The following is a 19,641-nucleotide window of genomic DNA, read 5'->3' on the forward strand; positions in this document are numbered from 1 at the left end:
AAAAGAGATGATCTAGACCATCTCTTTTTTGTATAATTGTAATTTATCAGATATTATTCTTCAGTAGAATCTTCGTCTTCTATTTCTATACCTGATAGTACTTCTTCTATAGCAAATCCAATGTTATTATTTAAATCATTATCGCCAAATTCGTTGTTTGCTTCTTTCTTTTCAGCTTTTCTTTTAGCTTTAGCATTAGATCTGTTTTTGTTTTCTTCGTTATTTCTTCTTGGTTTTCTTTCAGTTCTTTCTGGAGCTTCTTTTAAAGCTTTAATTGAAAGACCAATTTTTTCTTCTTCTGGATCGATGCTTAAAATTTTAACTTCTACTTCATCTCCAACATTTAATTCATCAGATGGTTTTTCAACATGATCCCATGAAATTTCAGAAACGTGAATTAATCCTTCAACTCCTTCACTAACTTCAACGAAAGCACCAAAGTCTAAAAGATTTACAACTTTTCCTGTTATAACATCTCCAACTTCGTGTTCATTTGTAAATTCTGCAAATGGTTTTTCAAGAAGTTGTTTTCTTCCAAGTGAAATTCTATTTTTTTCTTTGTTTAATTTTAAAATTTTAACTTCAATATCATCGCCGATATTTAAAACATCCTTTGGATGTTCTACTCTTGTCCAAGCTATATCAGATACATGAAGTAATCCATCAAGACTTCCTATTTCAATGAAAGCACCAAAATCTGTAAGTCTTGCAACTTTTCCTGTTATAACTTGTCCTTCTTCTAATTCATCCCATTGTTCATCAAGTTTTTCTTCAACAATGTCTTTTCTTGATAAAACTAGACGATTTTTTCTCTCATCTATTGAAATGATTTTAAGATCCCAATGTTCTCCAACAAATTTTTTGAAGTTTTTAACAAAATATGGAGCTATTTGGCTTGCAGGAACAAATCCATTGATTCCCATAACTCTAGCTGTAAGACCACCTTTGTTTGCTCCTGTTACATCACCTTCAACAGTTTGGTCATTTTCGTAAGCTTCTCTAAGGTTTTTCCAATTTTTCATTCCTTCTACTCTTCTAGTAGATAATGAAACATTGCCTTCTCCATCATCAAGTTTTATAACATAAACTTCTACTTCTTGACCGATTTCAAAATTATCTTTTGGATTTTCTCTTTGTTGTTCGGTCATTTCATCTAATTTTACAATACCATCTGCACGATATTGAATGTCTACGAAAACTTCATCATCTTTCACATCAATAATTGTTCCGTTTACAACATCTCTAGGATATATTTTTTTCATACTATCTTCAATGCTGTTCATTAATTCTTCATTTGTTAAATCATCCATCCTATTAACTACCTCCTCGATAACCTGATCTGGTGTGGACGCACCAGCGATTACCCCTATTATATTAAAATTTGAGAGCTTTTGCAAAGGTAGATCTTTAACAGTTTCTATTCTTTGAACATTTTCACAATACTTTTGTGCTATTTGATAAAGCTTGTTTGTATTCGAACTATTAAAACCACCAACAACAATCATACAATCAACTTCTTTTGATAGGCTCTTACATGCTTCTTGCCTTAATCTTGTAGCATTGCAGATTGTATTTTCTATTACTACATCATCATTCGTCTTCTCTAACTCATGAGCAATATTCTCAAAAAAATCAATTCTGTTTGTTGTTTGACTAACAACATAAAGTTTTGACATATTTGTAATATTTTTTGCTTCAGTCTCATCTTTTATTATTATACCATTATTTACGTAAGATGCCATAGCTTTTATTTCTGGATGTTCTTTATCTCCAATAATTACTACGGTGTATCCTTCATTTTCTTTTTCAATTATTTTTTTGTAAATATTTAAAAGAACTGGGCAAGTTGCATCCACAACTTCATTAGAATTTTTTTTAAGATTTTCTTTTAGATTTTCACTTACTCCATGGCTTCTTATTACTATTTGTGAATTTTTTATTTCTAAAACTTCATTTTCATCTACCACACTTACGCCTTTTTTTTCAAGCATTTTAACTTGCGTTGGATTGTGAACCAAAGGCCCTAGTGTATATGTTTTTATATTTTTTTCGCTTGCTTTATTTGCAAGGTCAACACTTCTTCTAACTCCATTACAAAAGCCAGAATTTTTCGCAACTATTATTTTCATCTCAAACCTTTCTTAAAAATTTGTGATTTTCATACATTTTCTCATAAGTTTCATCCATGATTTTTTCCATTGCATCTTTTGATTTATATTTTTCAAAATCTTCTATTTGTATGAGATTTTTAATGTATAAATCCGTTTTACAAAATGGCTTATAAGAAGATATAATTTCTATTGTTAATATATCAGTTTTTGATTTAAGTGCAATATATCCTGCACCATCTTTTATATTTTCTCTTTTTATTTCCTTAACTCTTGTTCCTTCAGGAAATATTCCTAAAATTTTTCCTGTTTTTATTAATTTTATTGAATCTCTTAAAACCGATAAATCTTTTCCATCTCTTTGAGCTGGTATTGCATTTAAAGATTTTAATATATTTTTTAAAATTGGTATTTCAAATAATTCTTTTTTTGCTATAAAATGAATCTGCCTATCTAAAGCCATTGCAACAAAAACTGGATCAAGAAAAGATTTGTGGTTTGCACAAACAATAAATTTTCTTTCTTGTGGAATATTTTCATAACCATGTACTTTTATCCTAAACAAAGGTGTTGCTATTAATCTTAATATTAAATATATAAATCTATAAAACATCTTCTTTGTCCATTTTATTTATAATTTCTTCAATAGTTTCATCAATTGTTAAATTTGAAGAATCTATTTCTATGGCATCTTTTGCTTTTTTTAATGGGGAAATTTCCCTGTGTGAATCTAAGTAATCTCTTTTTTCTATATCTTTTTGAATTTCTTCTAGTGATTTATCAATTTCGTTTTGCTCATATCGTCTTTTTGCCCTAATTTCACTTGATGCTACTAGAAAAAATTTGTATTTTGCATTAGGAAAAACAACTGTGCCAATATCTCTTCCATCAAGAATAATTGATTTATTTTGAGAAATTTTTCTTTGCATATCTACTAAATATTTTCTAACTAAGGAAATAGAAGATACCCATGATACATTTTCAGTTACTTCCTTATTTCTAATTTTTTCGCTTACATCTTTTCCATTTAAAAATACCCTGTCTTCTTTTATGTCGATATTAATTTTTCTAAGCAAATCTATATCAATTTTGTCTGATTTTTTTATATTATTTTCCAAAAAAAATAAGGTTACTGCCCTATACATTGAACCTGTATTTAAATATGAAATTTTTAATTTTTTAGCCAAAATATTTGCTATTGTGCTTTTTCCTGATCCACTTGGCCCATCTAAAGCTATAATAAAATTACTCATTTTCCCTCCTTAAATCCTTAGCACAAGCATAGGCTTGTGAAAATGCAATTTGCAAATTATATCCTCCTGTAAGAGCATCAACATCTGTAACTTCCCCAACAAAATACAGACCAGAAACTATTTTTGATTGCATATTTTTAGGATCAAGTTCTTTGCAATCAACTCCACCTGAGGTTATAATAGCATTTTTTATTTCACTTAATCCATTAAATTTTAAATGAAAATATTTAATTTCATTTATTAATCTAAATCTCTCATTTTTTGTAACTTGGTTTGCTTTTGTATGAAAATCTATATCTGATCTTTTTAAAACTACATCTACAAAAGCATTTAGCAATAGTTTTTTTAAAATATTTCCTACATCTTTATTAGAATTATCTTCAAAATCTCTTATAAGCCTATTATCTAATTTTTCAAAATCTAGGCTTGCTTTAAGGTCAATATACATATTTTTAACTTTTTTTCTATTAATTAGTGATGACATAGTTAAAACAATAGGTCCAGTTATGAAATTTTTTCCTATTAGCATTTCTCCAAATTCACTAATTTTTTTATCTTCGCACTCCGCATTCAAGCTTACATTTTTTAAGGAAATTCCATTTAAGCTATCCAAGTCATCATCTAAAAATTTAATTGGACAAAGAGCCGGTTTTGTACTAATAATTTTATGGGAAAAATATTTTGCAAATTTATAACCATCTCCAGTTGAACCTGTCAACGGATATGAAAGACCTCCTGTTGCAATTACAACTTTATCAAATTCATAAGAATTATTTTGGGTAAGAACAATAAATTTATTTAAATTTTTGTCTTTATAAATTTTATTTACATTTTCATTTAATTTTAAATCTATATTTTTTTCCTTAATAAGTTTTTCAAAAAATTTAATTACATCATTTGATTTTTCACTTTTTGGAAAAACCCTATCTCCTCTTTGGATTGTAAGTTTTAATCCCTTATTTTCCAAATAATCCATAAGAGCATAATTATCAAAATTTGTAAATGACGAATACATAAACTTCTTGTTTACAAGAATATTATCTAAAAATTCATCAAAAAATTTGGCATTAGTAATATTACACCTGCCTTTTCCGGTTATAAATATTTTCTTGCCAATTTTGTCATTTTTTTCTATTAAAGTTATTTTATTTTTTTCGTTTTTAGCATTTATTGCAGTAAAAATACCGCCTGCACCTGCGCCAATTATTCCAATATCCATTTTATAAACTTTCTAAATATTCCACTTCTTTTTTACTTAATTTTTTATAATTTCCATCTTTTAAATCATCAAGACAAATTTGTCCTATTTTTATTCTTTTTAAATCTAAAACTTTTATTTTGAAATATTCAAACATTCTTCTAATTTGCCTATTATAGCCTTGATGAATTGTAACTTTGTAAGTAATTTTTTCTTTATCTATTAAAGAAATTTTTGCATCTGATGTTATTTCTTTTTGCGATAATTTTACCCCATCCATAAAAATTTTTTCTTGGTAAGCTGTAAGTTTTTTATCTACCTTAACTATATAAATTTTATCAATTTTTTTACTTGGATGAATTATTTTATTTGTTATTTTACCATCATTAGTAATTATCATAAGACCATGGCTATCTTTGTCAAGCCTTCCTGCACAAAAAAATCTCTCATCAATATTAAGCAACTTATTTAAATCTTTTTCGTTGTGAGGATCATAATTTGATGAGATATATCCAAGAGGTTTATTTAATTTATAGTAGAAATTTTTTTGGATTTTTAAAATTTTTCCATCAATTTTAACTTCATCTGTTTTTTTTACTTGATATGATAAGTTTTCTAATTTATTTCCATTTACATAAACTTTGCCGTTTTTTATATATTCTTCGCTTTTTCTTCTTGATGCAAATCCTGTTTTTGCTATATATTTATTAATCCTCATCAATTTCTCCATCTATTTTTTCATCGATTTTTGGCAATTGGTCAAGATTTGAAATATTAAAATATTTTAAAAAAAGATCAGTTGTAACATATATAATAGGCTTTCCAATTTTATCAAGTCTACCATTTTCTTTTATAAGTTTTTTATCTAAAAGAGAATCTATTGTTGATTGGGATTTAACGCCTCTTATTTTATCAATTTCTGCTCTTGTTATTGGTTGCTTGTATGCAATAATTGATAGGGTTTCTAGAGATGAATTAGATAAATTTTTCTCCGATTTTTTTACTATATTTGAAATATATTTTTCGTGATCAGCTCTTGTTGCAAATTGGTATTTATCTTCATATTTTTTTATAATAAGTCCCGAAGATTTTAAATTCCTGTCATCAATCATCTCATTAATTGCCTTTCTTATTTCAGATTTTTCGGCGTCAAATATAATTTTTCCAAGATCGTTAATGTCAATCGGTTCGCCCCAAATATATAAAATTTCTTCAATAATTCCTTTTAAGTAATCACTATTCATTCTTATCCCTTTTTACTATCAAAAATTCATTTATTTTTTCTTCTTCCAAGTATATTTCTTTTAATCTTACAAGCTCAAGAAGTGCTAAAAATGTTCCTATACAAGCATCTTTTGATTTTATTTCATCTGTAATTTTATTTAACCTTATTGATTTGGTAAATTTTAATGTATTTCTTATTTTTTTTATATAATCATTTACATCAAGTCTTTTAATTGATTTAATAAGATCTGGTTTTTCTATTTTTTCGTTCTTGTAAGCTCTTATTAATTTTGTAAATTCATTTTTTAAAATATTTACATCTTTACTGATTATTTCATCGTTTGACTTATATTTTGATAAATCTTCTTGGTATTTTGTATAATAAGATTTCGCTTCATTTTCAAGAATTTTTAAATCATCTTCTACGCTTTTTATTTTTTTATATTCTATAAGATATGAAATAAAATCTTCTTCTACTGTATCATTTTTATCTTTTGGCATCAATTTACTAGATTTTATGTATAACAAAATAGAAGATATATAAATAAACTCACTTAATTGACCAAGAGGAATATCCATTTCATTGATAGCCTCCATGTAAGGGCTTGTTATATCTTCTATTTTTATGTCATAAATATCTACTTTTTGTTTTTCTATAAGTCTTAACAAGACATCAAATGGTCCTGTGTAAACTTCTAAATCAATATTTAAACTATTACTTTTCATCAATCAATCTTTTTGCATACATTACTGCTATTATTGTTTTAGCATCAGTGATTTCACCATTAATTACCATATTATAAACATCTTCAATTTTATATGATTTTTTTTCTAAAAATTCATCTTCATCCAATTCTAATTTTGATTCTTCCAAATTTTTAGCCAAAAAGAATGATAATTTATCGTTTGTAAAACCAGGAGATGCGTGCATATCAAACAAATATTCAATATCTAATGGTTTATATCCAATTTCTTCTTGCAATTCTCTTTTTGCAGTTTCAATTGGTTTTTCATTTACTTCAACCAAACCAGCAGGAATTTCTAAAGTGAATTCATCGATTGCCTTTCTATATTGACGTACCAAATAAATAGAATCTTCCCCATCGAAAGCAATTATTCCTACGCCTTTAACGTGATCAACTATTTCTCTTTTTGAATACTTTTTATCAGGCATTTCTACAGTTTCAACTCTCAAAGAAAGAATTTTTCCTTCGTAAATGTTGTCAACTTTTATCGTTTTTTCATAATTATCCATACTAATTTCCTTTTCTTAACTCTTCTGCCATTTCTATCATTTCTTTTGCAGATTCCATCGTTTTATCTGTAATATCAACGCCAGCCAAAAGCCTAGCTATTTCTTTTACCCTATCATTTCCTTTAATATTTGTAGATTTTGATATAGTTAAATCTTTTTGGTCAAATTTTTCTATAAGAATATGATTAGTTGATAAAGATGCTATTTGTGGAAGATGGCTTATAGCTAAAATTTGTCTTTCTTTTGATAAGTCTAAAATTTTTTCTCCAACAATTTGAGCTGTTCTACCGCTAATTCCTTGATCGATTTCATCAAATATCATGGTATCAATTTTATCATAATCTGCAAAAATTTTTTTAAATGACAATACAATCCTTGAAACTTCTCCGCCAGATGCGGTTTTTGATAAAGATTTTAAATCTTCTCCCTTGTTAGTTTTAATGAGAAAATCTATATCATCAATTCCATTAGAATCAATTTTGTTTTTATTTTTAAATAAAACCTTAAAATCCCCATTAATAATATTTAAAGATTGTATCTCACTTTTTATTTCCTTTTCCAAATTTTTAGATTTTTCTTTTCTAATTTTTGAAAGAGCAAGGGACTTTTCTTCTAAATTTTTATTTATATTTTTTATGTCTTTGTCAATATTTTTCTTTAAATCACTTATTTTTTCTAATTCTTTTAATCTCAAAGAAATTTTATCATAGTATTCTATAATATCTTCAATTTCATTTCCATATTTTCTTTTCAAATCGAAAAGTTTTTGATTAATCATTTCAAGCTCGTATAATCTTTCAGGATTTTGATCAAGCTTATCCTTATAATTATCAAGCTCAGAATAAATTTCATTTACTAAGTCTATAACAGTATATATTTTATCATTAACTTCTTCAATGCTCTTGTCTATTTCTGAAAAATCAGATAAATTTGAAGATAAATTAGCTAGTAATGAGCTAATAGATGCTTTGTCATAATCAAAGGAAGAAATTAATTCTTCACTACTTTCAATACTTTCTCTAAGCTCAGTTATAGAATTTAATTTTTTATACTCTTGGTCAATTTTTTCTTCATCAATATTTAAAAGATCAATTTGTTCAATATCATCAAGTTGATAATTAATTAATTCTTTTTCTCTTGAAACTTCTTCTTGAGATAAATTAAATTCATCAAACTTTTTAAGCAAATTATTTTTTTCATTGAATAATTTATTAATTTCATTTTTTAGTTTGATAGTTTCTTTATCTTTTTTGTAGGCATCAATAATATCAAGATAATTTCCCTTATCCATAAAAATATTTGAATCGCCTTGTTTGTAAATATCAATTAATAATGAAGAAATTTCTTTTATTAACGAAAGATTTGCTACTCTTCCATTTATTCTAATTGATGAAGATTGTTGGTTTATGGTTCTTGTAATAATAAGTTTATTATCATCAAAAGTAATATCTTTATCTTCTAATTTTTTTATTGTATCTTCATCCAAATTAAAAACTGCTTCTATAATTGTTTTATCATCAAATTTCCCAATTATATCTTTATTTGTTCTCTTTCCCAAGACAATATTGATAGCTTCTAAAATTAAACTTTTTCCAGAACCAGTTTCTCCAGATAAAACATTAAATCCGCTATCAAAAAATAAGTGATCTCTTTTAATAATCACTAGGTTATTAATAAATAACTCAGCTAACACTTATTTCACCATACTTCTTATTGTTTCAATCAAATCGTCAATTTCATCTATATTTTTTGGTGTTATAAATATAGTATCAAGTCCTGTTACAATTCCACCAATATTTTCAAGTTTTGCATTTGTTATATACAAACCACAAACTGTTGCAGTATAAGAAATAGTTTTTATAACAACTAATTGGTAAGATCTTTCTACAGATAATACAGATTCTTTAAATATTTTTTCCATTCTTTCATTTAATGAATCATAAACAGTATCTATTACTGTATATTTGTATTCATAATCATCAGTTTGTACTTTTGATATTCTAAGCTCTTTTATATCTCTAGAAATTGTAGCTTGAGTAGCATCTACTCCTTGATCTCTTAATAATTTAGAAAGTTGACTTTGTGTTTTTACTTCATTATTTTGAATAATATCTAATATAAGTCTTTGTCTAGTGTATTTTTTCATTTGATCCTCTCTGTTAAATAATCAATTAAATAAATGTGAAAATCATTGTTTTTAAAGTCCTTAATATTTTCTTTAGCTTTTCTATTAAAGTCTAGTAGTAATTTTTTTGCATCATCAATAGAAATACATGATAAAATATTTAATTCAAACTCATCATATTTGTCTAAAATATCGTCTTGAAGTTGGAAAGCAAGTCCTAGATAATATGCGTAGTTTTCTAATTTTTCTAGCTTATCTTTTTCAACATTTGCATAAAAAGCTGCCATCATAATTGCAGCCATAAAAAGTCTTGCAGTTTTATTTTTATAAACATCAAGAATATATTCCAAATTTTCATCCTTTTTTGCCTTTATATCAAAAACTTGTCCTTTTATCATTCCATCTTTCCCACAAGCTTTAGCCAAATATTTTCCAGCTTCAAGAAAACGTTGGTCATATATACTCAAATCAAGAATAATTTCAAAAGCATAGGATAATAAACTATCTCCAACCAAAATCGCAAGATCTTCTCCATATTTTTTGTGGACTGTAAGTTTTCCTCTCCTATAATCATCATTATCCATACAAGGCATATCATCATGTACCAAAGAATAGGCATGAACCATCTCAAGTGCCAATGATAAATCAATTAATTTTTCATCAACTGACTCTTCTCCCAAAAGCATTTTTATAGTTTCCAAAAAAACTACAGGCCTTATTCTTTTTCCAGAATCACTTGCATAAATCAAGGACTCGCTTAAAGGATTATCATCTTCAAATTTTTCTATCATTGCCCTATCAATTATATTTTTGTCAGCAATTAAAATTTTATCAAATTTTTCCTTATTCATTTTTGTCATTATTTATTATTTCAACCTTTGCCTTATAATCATCGATTTTTTTATTTAGTTTGTCATAGATTTCTTTTGCCTCTTTATAAATTTCAAGACTTTTATCTATATTATCTTTATTTTCTTCTAAATCTTTTAACAAAGATTCCATTTTTTTATAATTTGCTTCAAATGTGTTATCCATCATAAATCTCAGCTTTCACTTCTCCGTCACTAAAAACTATATTTACCTTATCCTTATCTTTTAAAGAATATTTAGAATAAATAAAATTGCCATCAAAATCCTTAATAAAAATACTTTTTTTCTTAATATCCAAAATTGATTTTAAAGAATTTAGCTTGTATTTTAAAATTTCTAAATCTTTTTCTTTTTTTTCAATGTTTAAATTTAAATTATTCTTGATTTTTTCAAATATTTCATTTACATTTTTAGTTTTTTCATCAAGTAATTTATCTAAACTATAAGAATCTAAGCTGTATTTTAAATTATTAAGTTTTAATTCTTTTAATTCAATATTTCTATTTAAAGTTTTTTGGATGTCTATAAATATTTTATTTATATCTTGTCTAATTTTTTTATAATTTCTTACCAAATATGAGCCTGCTTCTGTTGGCGTTTGTAAGGACAAATCACTAACTAAATCTGTTAAAGACAAGTCTATTTTGTGTCCTATAGCTGAAATTATTGGACTTTTCGCCTTATATATTTCTTCTACTATATCTTTTTCATTAAAAACCTTTAAATCTTCTTTGCTACCACCTCCACGGGTAATAACAATTGCATCTAAGTTTTTTTTATCAAGAACATTTATTGCATTAATTATTTTATCTTTTGCACTAAGTCCTTGAACCTTTACTGGATAAAGATAAATATTTATGTCTGAAATTTCTTTATTTATTACAGATAAAAAATCTACTATAGCCGCTGATTTATCTGAAGTTATAAGGCCTATTTCTTTGGGATAATCGCAAATAGTTTTTTTGGTACCTTTATCAAAATAACCTTTTTTTAAAAATTCTTCTTTGATCTTTAGAAATTTTAAATATTCTTCTGATAAGCCCTTTTTTTCCATATTATTTACAGATATAGATATTTTGGAAAAAAAGCTATTGTAAATCAAATTTCCATCTACAATAACCTCATCTCCATTATCATAATCCCCTATATCCTTTTGTTCATAATAATAATAATAAATCACACAATCAATAATTTCATTTTCCTCTTTCAAGGAAAAATATATGTGATTGTGAGATATTTTGTAGTTGGCTATTTCACCTTTAACACTTACGTTTTGAAATAAAGGGTCGTGTTTAAAAGAGGTTTTTATATATTGGTTAAATTGTTTTACGCTTAAAGATTTCAATTATTTTCTCTTTTCTGCAATTTTACCTAATACACTGTTTATAAATTTATATCCATCACTTGTTGAATATTCTTTTGCAATATTTACAGCTTCATTTATAGAAACACTTATAGGAATATCTAAATTTTCCATTTCATTAACGCTCAAAAATAAAATTGACCTATCAACTTTTGCCATTCTTTGTAAAGATTTTAAGCCTATTTGTTCTCCAATTATATTTTCTAGATTATCATAATTTTCTATATATGATTTTAATGACTTATATAAAAAAGAATCTTTATCTAAATCTATTTCATGATTAATAAAGGCTTGGTCTATATCGTCAATATTTTTTATTTGATTTTCAAATATCAACTTAAATACCCAGTCTCTTTGTTTTGCCCTATTCATTATATTACTAAACTATTTACTTCGACATTAACTCTCTTTACAGATAAGCCAGTCATAGTTTCGACTTGTCTTTTTACATTTTCTTGGACATTTTTAATTGTTTTTCTCACATTTACATCTGCACTAAGTACAAGATTTAAATCTATAATTACAAAGCCATCCATTACAGAAATTCTTGTATCTTTTTTTGCTTCCTTATTGGATTTTGTGTTTGATTCAATTACACCATTAACTTCACTACAAGCTTTTTTAGCTATTTCTTCAATAGTTTCATTTGCAATTTTAACACTTCCAAATTTAAATGCTCTTGTCATTTTATCTCCTTTATACTCTGGATAAATATTCCCCTTTTCTAGTATCAATTTTTATAACATCTCCCTCATTTACAAAAACTGGAACATTTATAATTGCACCTGTTTCAACTTCTGCAGGTTTTGTTACATTTGTTGCTGTATCTCCCTTAACTGCTGGTTCAGTTTTTACAACTTCAAGTTCTACAAAATTAGGTGCCTCAATTGAAAATGGATTGTTTTTATAAAATCTCATTGTAGCAGTATCATTTTCTTTTATATAAGGAATTGCTTCAGAAACTGCATCCTTATCAACAGGAATTTGTTCAAAAGTTTCTGGATCCATAAAATAATATAAATGTCCGTCGTTGTATAAGTATTGCATTTCTTTTGTAGAAATAATAGCTTGTTCAAACTTTTCATTTGGGTTAAAAGTTACATCTTTATTTCCGCCTTGCATAACAGATTTTATTTTTGCTCTTACAAAAGCTGCACCCTTACCTGGTTTTACGTGTTGGAAATCTATTACTTGATAAACATCTCCATCATATTCAAAAGTTATTCCTTTTCTTAAATCATTTGCTGATATCATATATCCTCCTAATAGGTTGTTTTCTAATATTATACCACTTATATTTTATTTTTTAAATAAAAATGTAAAATTATGTAATAATCTAAAATAAATTTTCACTTTATTTTTTACAATTTGATATAATAATAAAAGGAGTTGACATGAAAAAATTAGCAATTATTTCAGAATATAATCCATTTCATAATGGACACAATTATATACAAAAAAAATCAAGAGAGATAACAAATGCAGATATAGTTATTGCAATAATGAGTGGAGATTTTGTTCAAAGAGGAGAAATAAGCCTTATAGACAAATATAAAAGAGCAAATTCTGCAATGCTTTCTGCAGATTTAGTTATTGAAATGCCTTCATTTATCTCTTTACAAGCGGCAAATCTTTTTGCTAGAAAAAATATAGAAATTTTAAATAAATTAGAAATTGATTATCTTGCATTTGGAATTGAAAATATTAGTGAAAATAATTTTTTAAAGACTTGTGAGAAGATATTTGAAAATGAAAATAGAATAAATATTGATACAAAGAATTTTCTAGATGAGGGAATGTCTTTTGCAAAAGCATCATATCTTGCCTCAATTAAATATATAGAAAATAAAGAATTTTTTTCCGCAAATAATATACTTGCTTTAGAATATCTCAGAGCTATAAAAAAACTAAAAGCAAATATAGAAATTGTACCAATCAAAAGAAAAAATTCTATGAATAAGGATGTTGAATTAAGAAAAGATTCATTTTCTTCTTCTAGCTCTATTAGAAATAACATTGAAAATATAAAAATTAAAGATTATCTTCCAAGTCTTTCTTATAATTATATAAAAAAATTTAAAAATGAATACAATATTTTTCCACAAAATGATTTATTGTATGAACTTTTTAGGTATAAAATTCTAATAGAAGAAAAAAATATGAAAGATATTTTATGTTACGAAGAAGGTATGGAAAATTATCTAAAAAAAATAGCAAAAGATGAAAAATTTTATAAAGATTTTATTAAAAATTCTACAAGCCAAAGATTTACAAAATCTAGGATAAAAAGACTTATGATAAATTACCTTTTAGAAAATAACACTTATCTTAATGAAGTAGACATAAATTTTATAAAAATTTTAGCTTTTAATGAGAACGCAACAAAATTATTCAAAGAAACAAATCTTAATATAGTTATGCAAAAAAAAGATATAGAGAAATTAAATAAAGAAAATAAAATAATCTTTGAGCAAATGATTAAGGCATCAAATTTGTATTCAATGATTATAGGAAGAAAATTTGATAGCGATTATAGAGAAAAAATCTCAATAAAAAAATCCTCTTATTAGAGGATTTTTATTTTGCAAATTTTATTTTTGATTTAATATATGTTGTTTATTTTTTTCCAATGATTGAGCCAATTGGTTGAAGTTTTCACTTGATTTTGTAAATAATTGGTCAATGTATTGGTATGATTGTTGTTTAATTTTATTTGCTTCTTGGTTTGCTTGTTCAAGAATTCTTTGTGCTTCTTGTCTAGCCTCTGCTGTTATTTGATGTTCTGAAATCATTCTTTGATATTGGCTTTTAGCTTGTTCTTTGAAATTTTTGATTTCATTATTTGCATTTTGTACTTTAGATCTTGCTTCGTTTTCTGCTTCTTGCAAAATTCTTTCTTTTTCATCGTTAATCCATTGAGCATTTTTGATTTCTGTTGGAAGAGAATCTCTCATATCTCTAACAATTTCAAAAATTTCATCTGGATCAACTGAAACCTTTCTTGAAAATGGAACAGAACTAGCATTATCCATTATATCTTCAATTTCATCAATTAGTTCGTTAATATTTGCCATTAGTTTTTTCCTCCTAGTTTATTTTTTTCATATATAGCTTTTTTTACATTTTTTGATACAAATTTAGATACATCTCCACCAAAACTAGCTAGCTCTCTTACTCCACTTGAGCTTATAAATGAGAATTTCGGGTCAGAAAGTAGAAATATAGTTTCAAGATCTTCATATAGGCTTGAATTAAATTGAGCAATATTCATTTCGTACTCATAGTCTGTAACTGCCCTTAAACCCCTAACTATAATTTTTGAATTTTCTTTTTTTGCAAAGTCAACTAACAAACCTTCGAAAGTTTTGACTTTGACATTATCTAGTTGAAATTCTTTAATTTCATTTTCTATTAATTGTTTTCTCTCTTTAATTGAGAAAAGAGAGTGCTTGGCTTCATTTATCAATATAGCAATGACTACCTCATCAAACATCTTATTTAATCTTTTTATTATGTCTAAGTGTCCGATTGTAATAGGATCGAAGCTACCTGGATATATCACTTTCATAGCAATAAATTTTTATGATTTTCCTTCCATATTTTTTTTCTTTAATCAAATTTAAATTAGTCATATCAGAAAAATCAATATTCCTATCTGATTCGCTTATTATTATACCATTTTTATTTAATAAATGATAGGTCAATATATATTCTAGACTAATTTTTAAATAATCTTCTTTATAAGGAGGATCTAGGTATATGTAATCAAAAGTTTTATTATTTTCTTTTAAAATTTCCAAAACTTTTCTAAAATCCCCTCTTATAGTTAGAGCATTTTGACTTTGAATTTTTTCTATATTTACCTTGAGTATTTTATAATTTGAATTATTTAATTCTCCAAAAACAACCTCTTTTGCACCATGAGATAAAAATTCTATTCCCATTTGTCCTGTACATGAAAATAAATCCAAAGCTGTAAAATCCTTTTTATAAGGATAAAGCATAGCCATAACTGCTTCTTTTACCTTGTTATCTGTAGGTCTTGAATTGTTAGCTTTTGGAGATTTTATATTAAATCCTTTATACTTTCCAGCTACTACTCTCATTAATTTAACACAATCCTTTTGTCTATATTAAAATATTTTTCTAAATAAGAAAAATTAACTCCTTCAAAATTTTTATCTTTAAGATATGTAAACATTTTAAAGCAAAGATTTATTTCATCTTCTTTTAAATTAAAATAATTTACATCATCAAGATTTTTTCCATGTTGAATTGTTGATAGAATCTTGCCAGCACCTCTTAGTTTCAAATCTTTTTTTGCAATTTCAAAACCGTCGTTTGAATTTTTTATTATATTTAGCTTGCTTCTCTCATCAACTTTTTCGCTAATCAAATAGCAAAATGATTTATAAGATCCCCTGCCTATTCTTCCTCTAAGTTGGTGTAGTGATGATAAACCAAAATTATTGGCATTATAAATTATCATACAATTTGCATTAGATACATCAATTCCAACTTCTATAACTGTAGTAGATATTAAAATATCAATTTTACCATCAGAAAAATCTCTAAGAATTTCTTCTTTTTCACTTGCCTTTAACTTTCCGTGAAGTTTTTCAATTCTAATATTTTTAAATCTTTTTTTATAGCGTTTATATAAATTCTCTAAAGAATTTTCATCATCACTATCTATAGAATCACTTACAACATAAACTTGCCTACCACTTTTTATAAAATCTTCGATTTTAGAAAACAGGCTATTTTCCATTGATAAAAGAACAAGTTCAGTTATAATTTCTCCTCTTCCTTTTGGAAGTTCAGTAATTTGAGATAAATCTAATAATTTTTTCATCTTCAAAAAAAGTGTCCTTGGAATTGGAGTTGCTGTCATTGTTAGGTAATTTGCATCATTACCTTTTTCGTATAAGGCTTGTCTTTGTCTAACTCCAAACCTATGCTGTTCATCCGCAACAATTAGTTTCAAATTTTTAAATTCCACATCATATACAATAAGTGCATGTGTACCAATAACAATGTCTATTTCGCCATTTTTGATTTTATTCTTAAGATCTTGCTTATTTTTTGTTGATGATGTAAGTAAAGAAATTTTTAAGCCAAAGCTTTCAACAAAATTTTTATTTTTCTCATATTGCTGAATTGCCAAGACTTCTGTTGGAACCATCATACAAGTTTGGTATGAATTTATCGAAAAAATAATCATCACTATTAAAGCAATAATAGTCTTACCACTTCCAACATCCCCACACAAAAGCCTATTCATAATTGATTCACTTGTAGAATCTTTTAAAATTTCAATCAAAGACTTATATTGACTTGGTGTCAATTTAAAATCAAGCTTATTTAAAATATCATTTAGATTATATTTTAAATTTAAATCTTGGTAGGAATTTTCTTTTTGCATTACATAGATAAAAATCAATTCCTTTAATAAATCTATAATCTTAATTTGACTTTTAGCACTTTTTAAATTTTCAAGGCTAGTTGGGAAATGAATTTCCTTCAAATTTGAAAATTTATCCGAAAAATTAAAGTCATCAAGAACTTTTTTATCTAATAAAACTTCATTTTCATCAAAAAATTCCAAGGCTTGACCTATAAAATCAGATAAATTTTTATTAGTCAAAGATTTTGTAAGCGGATATATAGGTACAATATTTCCAATTCTATCGTCATCTATATCTGTAAATTCTGGATTATGGCATTCAATTTCATAACCATTTTTTACGATTTTTGTATAAAATTTATATGTTTGTCCGATTTTTAAGGATCTTGGCGAAAATTTGTCGTTAAAAAATACTATTTTTATTCTTTTATCATTTTCACTCGCATAAAGATAAGAGATAGAAAATTTTTTACTATAATTTGTATAAAGCTTTGATTCTATTTTCCATTCAAAATAATGTTTATTTCCATCAAGACCATGGGATAAGTCGTATTTTTTTGACCTATCCTCATATTCCCTAGGATAATAATTATATAAATCTTCTAGCTTATAAATTGATAATTTTTCTAAATATTCTTTTTTCTTTTTGCCTAAACCTTTTAGGTCCAAAAGGTCCATCTATCCTACTCCAAGGTAATAGTGTAATAATATAAAGGTTGTCCACCATAAATCAATTCTACATCGCAATCTTTGAATTTTTTTTGAGCAAATTTTTGAAGTTTTCTGGCTTCTTTATCTTCTATATCTTCTCCATAATATATGGTTATAAGAGATGTGTCCTCATCGACCGCCTTCTCCAAAGTTTCTCTAGCAGTTTTTTCTATTGTTTTTTTGCTTGTAACAATACTATTGTCAACTATGCCAATGTATTCATCTTTTCTAATTTCTACATTATTCACATTTGTATCTCTAACTGCTATAGTAACTTCCAAAACCCTTACATCTTCAATCGCATCGTTGAAATTTTCCATATTTTCATCTAATGATTCATCTTCATCAAATGATAGTAGAGCAGAAAAAGATTCTGGAATTGACCTAGTTTCAACTACTCTACAAGTTTTATCAGACAATTGGCAAGCTTGTTTAGCACTCATAATTATATTTTTATTATTAGGGAAGATAATAATATTTTCGCTATCTACTTTCTCAATTGCCTTAAAAATATCTTCAGTTGAAGGGTTCATAGTTTGCCCACCAGCAATAATCCTATCAACATTTAAACTTTCAAACACTTTATCATAGCCTTCTCCCCTTGAAACAGCTATGAATCCATATTTTTTAGATGGTTTTTTGTTTACTTTTATATCATTCAATACATCTGGATTAGTATTTTCAACATTCATCGTCAAAACTTGTCCATAATTTGAAACTACTTCTAAAAGTTCCTTTATACCATCGCAATCAAATGAAAGTCTCAAAATTCCATTATCAAAATCTTCTGTCAAAGATGTAGAAAGCTCATTTAATTTTTCAAGTAAATCATCTTTTTCATCTTCACTTATGCTTACTGATAGGTCGATATTATAGTCTTTTGATGGCAAATCTTCAATTTCAATTTCTGATAAATCAGTTTCAATATCAATTTCTCCATTTAAAGCTTTTAAAGCTCCTTCAAGCAAAAACATCAATCCTTGTCCACCAGAATCTACAACCTTAGCCTCTTTTAAAACTGGCAATAAATTTGGAGTATCAAGCAAAGCCTTATGACCAGCTGCAATAATTTTATATAAATACTTATCAATATCAATGTTATTTTCAAAAGAGTTATTTGCTTCTTCTGCCATCAATCTTGACACAGTTAAAATTGTTCCCTCAGTAGGTTTCATTACAGCCTTATAAGCAGTCTTATTTGCAACTGTAAAAATATCTCTTATACTTTCAGCATCAATAATATCCTTACCTTTGATAGCTTTAGACATTCCCCTACAAAGTTGTGATAAAATTACACCAGAATTTCCTCTCGCTCCCATCAAAGTTCCTTGGCTTAAAGCCTTAGCAACATCATAACAAGATGAAGTTTCAGTATCCTTTACTCTTTCTACACCAGATTTCATTGTCATAGTCATATTTGTTCCCGTATCCCCATCTGGAACAGGAAAAACATTTAAGCTATCGACAACATCCCTTTTCTCATTAAGTAGTTCAAAAGCTTTAATAATAATGCTTTTGAACTTATTACTATCGATTTTTTTCATATTTCACCTAACTTCTAATTCCTTGAACTAAAATATTTACACTAGATACACCAACATTAAGAGAATGTTCAACATTATATTTCACATTTTCAATTATATTTTGGCATACAACTGCAATTCTTACACCATAATTTAAAAACAATGATATATCTATAGTCACAGTTCCGTCTATATTTCTTAAAACTTTTACACCTCTGTTCATATTATCAATGCCTAAAAGTTTATAAAATCCATCTTTTGTACTTCTGCTAGCAAGACCTACAACACCATAGGATTCCATAACAGAAGCTGCAGCAATATTTGCAATTACTGTTTCTGAAATACTAACTTTACCGTAATTGTTTTTATACTTAATTGCCATAAACTCCTCCATTTTATTTTTTTATATATAATTTATTATACCATAAATAGTAAATATTTATAATTGTACGCTTTTAGCAAAATTAAATTTAAAATTTTTAAAAGTTTTCAATATAATTTTTTTTAAAATTTTTAAAAAAAAATCTTCAAAATTAATTTTACGAACAAAAAAAGGATGAGCAAGCTCATCCCAGAGCGTCGACAAACCCACTAATAAATCAGG

General features: G+C 26.3%; 23 protein-coding genes. 1 reads left to right on the forward strand and 22 read right to left on the reverse strand.

Annotation, left to right across the window (positions count from 1 at the left end):
* Positions 1-53 precede the first annotated feature (53 nt).
* The 16 genes from HMPREF2782_RS02230 to efp are packed head-to-tail and all read right to left on the reverse strand — an operon-like array spanning position 54 to position 12,650.
* On the reverse strand, positions 54-2,129 hold the full coding sequence (locus tag HMPREF2782_RS02230; RefSeq protein WP_070640587.1) for a bifunctional 4-hydroxy-3-methylbut-2-enyl diphosphate reductase/30S ribosomal protein S1: 2,076 nt from the start codon (positions 2,127-2,129) through the stop codon (positions 54-56).
* Between the two features lies 1 nt (position 2,130).
* A complete protein-coding gene (locus tag HMPREF2782_RS02235; RefSeq protein ID WP_070640592.1) occupies positions 2,131-2,721 on the reverse strand; it encodes a lysophospholipid acyltransferase family protein in 591 nt (196 codons plus the stop codon).
* Positions 2,711-3,361 carry a (d)CMP kinase gene (cmk, locus tag HMPREF2782_RS02240; protein ID WP_070640594.1) on the reverse strand — a complete coding sequence of 217 codons (651 nt, stop codon included), beginning with the start codon at positions 3,359-3,361 and terminating at the stop codon, positions 2,711-2,713. Before cmk ends, HMPREF2782_RS02235 begins: the two co-directional genes overlap by 11 nt.
* Positions 3,354-4,580, reverse strand: a complete 1,227-nt coding sequence (locus tag HMPREF2782_RS02245) for a BaiN/RdsA family NAD(P)/FAD-dependent oxidoreductase (protein ID WP_070640596.1) — start codon at positions 4,578-4,580, stop codon at positions 3,354-3,356. The genes cmk and HMPREF2782_RS02245 overlap by 8 nt, the downstream gene beginning before the upstream one ends.
* A 1-nt stretch (position 4,581) precedes the next feature.
* Positions 4,582-5,277, reverse strand: coding sequence for a pseudouridine synthase (locus HMPREF2782_RS02250; RefSeq protein WP_070640598.1), 696 nt, complete (start codon positions 5,275-5,277; stop codon positions 4,582-4,584).
* Positions 5,267-5,803, reverse strand: coding sequence for an SMC-Scp complex subunit ScpB (gene scpB, locus HMPREF2782_RS02255; RefSeq protein ID WP_070640600.1), 537 nt, complete (start codon positions 5,801-5,803; stop codon positions 5,267-5,269). The genes HMPREF2782_RS02250 and scpB overlap by 11 nt, the downstream gene beginning before the upstream one ends.
* Positions 5,796-6,509 carry a segregation and condensation protein A gene (locus HMPREF2782_RS02260; protein ID WP_070640602.1) on the reverse strand — a complete coding sequence of 238 codons (714 nt, stop codon included), beginning with the start codon at positions 6,507-6,509 and terminating at the stop codon, positions 5,796-5,798. Before HMPREF2782_RS02260 ends, scpB begins: the two co-directional genes overlap by 8 nt.
* Positions 6,499-7,038: an NUDIX hydrolase gene (locus HMPREF2782_RS02265; protein WP_004838911.1), complete on the reverse strand. Its 540-nt coding sequence runs from the start codon at positions 7,036-7,038 to the stop codon at positions 6,499-6,501. The genes HMPREF2782_RS02260 and HMPREF2782_RS02265 overlap by 11 nt, the downstream gene beginning before the upstream one ends.
* A gap of 1 nt (position 7,039) precedes the next feature.
* Positions 7,040-8,731 (reverse strand): DNA repair protein RecN, encoded by a 1,692-nt coding sequence (gene recN / locus HMPREF2782_RS02270; protein ID WP_070640604.1) that lies wholly within the window; start codon positions 8,729-8,731, stop codon positions 7,040-7,042.
* Positions 8,732-9,184: an arginine repressor gene (locus HMPREF2782_RS02275; RefSeq protein ID WP_004838913.1), complete on the reverse strand. Its 453-nt coding sequence runs from the start codon at positions 9,182-9,184 to the stop codon at positions 8,732-8,734.
* Positions 9,181-10,014: a polyprenyl synthetase family protein gene (locus HMPREF2782_RS02280; RefSeq protein WP_261668567.1), complete on the reverse strand. Its 834-nt coding sequence runs from the start codon at positions 10,012-10,014 to the stop codon at positions 9,181-9,183. The genes HMPREF2782_RS02275 and HMPREF2782_RS02280 overlap by 4 nt, the downstream gene beginning before the upstream one ends.
* Entirely contained in the window at positions 10,007-10,201 is a 195-nt protein-coding gene (xseB, locus tag HMPREF2782_RS02285) for an exodeoxyribonuclease VII small subunit (protein WP_083304879.1), read from the reverse strand. The genes HMPREF2782_RS02280 and xseB overlap by 8 nt, the downstream gene beginning before the upstream one ends.
* A complete protein-coding gene (xseA, locus tag HMPREF2782_RS02290; RefSeq protein WP_070640610.1) occupies positions 10,191-11,378 on the reverse strand; it encodes an exodeoxyribonuclease VII large subunit in 1,188 nt (395 codons plus the stop codon). Before xseA ends, xseB begins: the two co-directional genes overlap by 11 nt.
* A complete protein-coding gene (gene nusB / locus HMPREF2782_RS02295) occupies positions 11,379-11,768 on the reverse strand; it encodes a transcription antitermination factor NusB (protein ID WP_070640612.1) in 390 nt (129 codons plus the stop codon).
* Positions 11,768-12,082, reverse strand: coding sequence for an Asp23/Gls24 family envelope stress response protein (locus tag HMPREF2782_RS02300; protein WP_019117593.1), 315 nt, complete (start codon positions 12,080-12,082; stop codon positions 11,768-11,770). Before HMPREF2782_RS02300 ends, nusB begins: the two co-directional genes overlap by 1 nt.
* Before the next feature lie 10 nt (positions 12,083-12,092).
* On the reverse strand, positions 12,093-12,650 hold the full coding sequence (gene efp, locus HMPREF2782_RS02305) for an elongation factor P (protein ID WP_004838919.1): 558 nt from the start codon (positions 12,648-12,650) through the stop codon (positions 12,093-12,095).
* Positions 12,651-12,790: 140 nt separating this feature from the next.
* On the opposite strand from efp, the gene HMPREF2782_RS02310 reads away from it, so the two are divergent.
* Entirely contained in the window at positions 12,791-13,966 is a 1,176-nt protein-coding gene (locus HMPREF2782_RS02310; RefSeq protein ID WP_070640613.1) for a nucleotidyltransferase family protein, read from the forward strand.
* Positions 13,967-13,987: 21 nt separating this feature from the next.
* Here the strand turns inward: HMPREF2782_RS02310 and HMPREF2782_RS02315 are convergent, their stop codons facing one another.
* From HMPREF2782_RS02315 to HMPREF2782_RS02340, 6 genes are read right to left on the reverse strand one after another with little or no spacing between them, the layout of a single operon-like run.
* Complete coding sequence (locus HMPREF2782_RS02315; RefSeq protein WP_070607074.1) at positions 13,988-14,470, reverse strand: ATPase; 483 nt, start codon at positions 14,468-14,470, stop codon at positions 13,988-13,990.
* On the reverse strand, positions 14,470-14,964 hold the full coding sequence (gene coaD, locus HMPREF2782_RS02320; RefSeq protein ID WP_019117590.1) for a pantetheine-phosphate adenylyltransferase: 495 nt from the start codon (positions 14,962-14,964) through the stop codon (positions 14,470-14,472). Before coaD ends, HMPREF2782_RS02315 begins: the two co-directional genes overlap by 1 nt.
* Positions 14,942-15,502: a 16S rRNA (guanine(966)-N(2))-methyltransferase RsmD gene (gene rsmD, locus HMPREF2782_RS02325; RefSeq protein WP_070640615.1), complete on the reverse strand. Its 561-nt coding sequence runs from the start codon at positions 15,500-15,502 to the stop codon at positions 14,942-14,944. The genes coaD and rsmD overlap by 23 nt, the downstream gene beginning before the upstream one ends.
* Positions 15,502-17,481: an ATP-dependent DNA helicase RecG gene (locus HMPREF2782_RS02330; protein WP_070640617.1), complete on the reverse strand. Its 1,980-nt coding sequence runs from the start codon at positions 17,479-17,481 to the stop codon at positions 15,502-15,504. Before HMPREF2782_RS02330 ends, rsmD begins: the two co-directional genes overlap by 1 nt.
* A gap of 5 nt (positions 17,482-17,486) precedes the next feature.
* Entirely contained in the window at positions 17,487-19,058 is a 1,572-nt protein-coding gene (locus HMPREF2782_RS02335) for a DAK2 domain-containing protein (protein WP_070640619.1), read from the reverse strand.
* Positions 19,059-19,065: 7 nt separating this feature from the next.
* Entirely contained in the window at positions 19,066-19,419 is a 354-nt protein-coding gene (locus tag HMPREF2782_RS02340; protein ID WP_019117587.1) for an Asp23/Gls24 family envelope stress response protein, read from the reverse strand.
* Positions 19,420-19,641 lie beyond the last annotated feature (222 nt).

The sequence above is a fragment of the Anaerococcus sp. HMSC068A02 genome (genome assembly GCF_001811125.1).
Taxonomy (GTDB): Bacteria; Bacillota; Clostridia; order Tissierellales; family Peptoniphilaceae; genus Anaerococcus; species Anaerococcus vaginalis_C.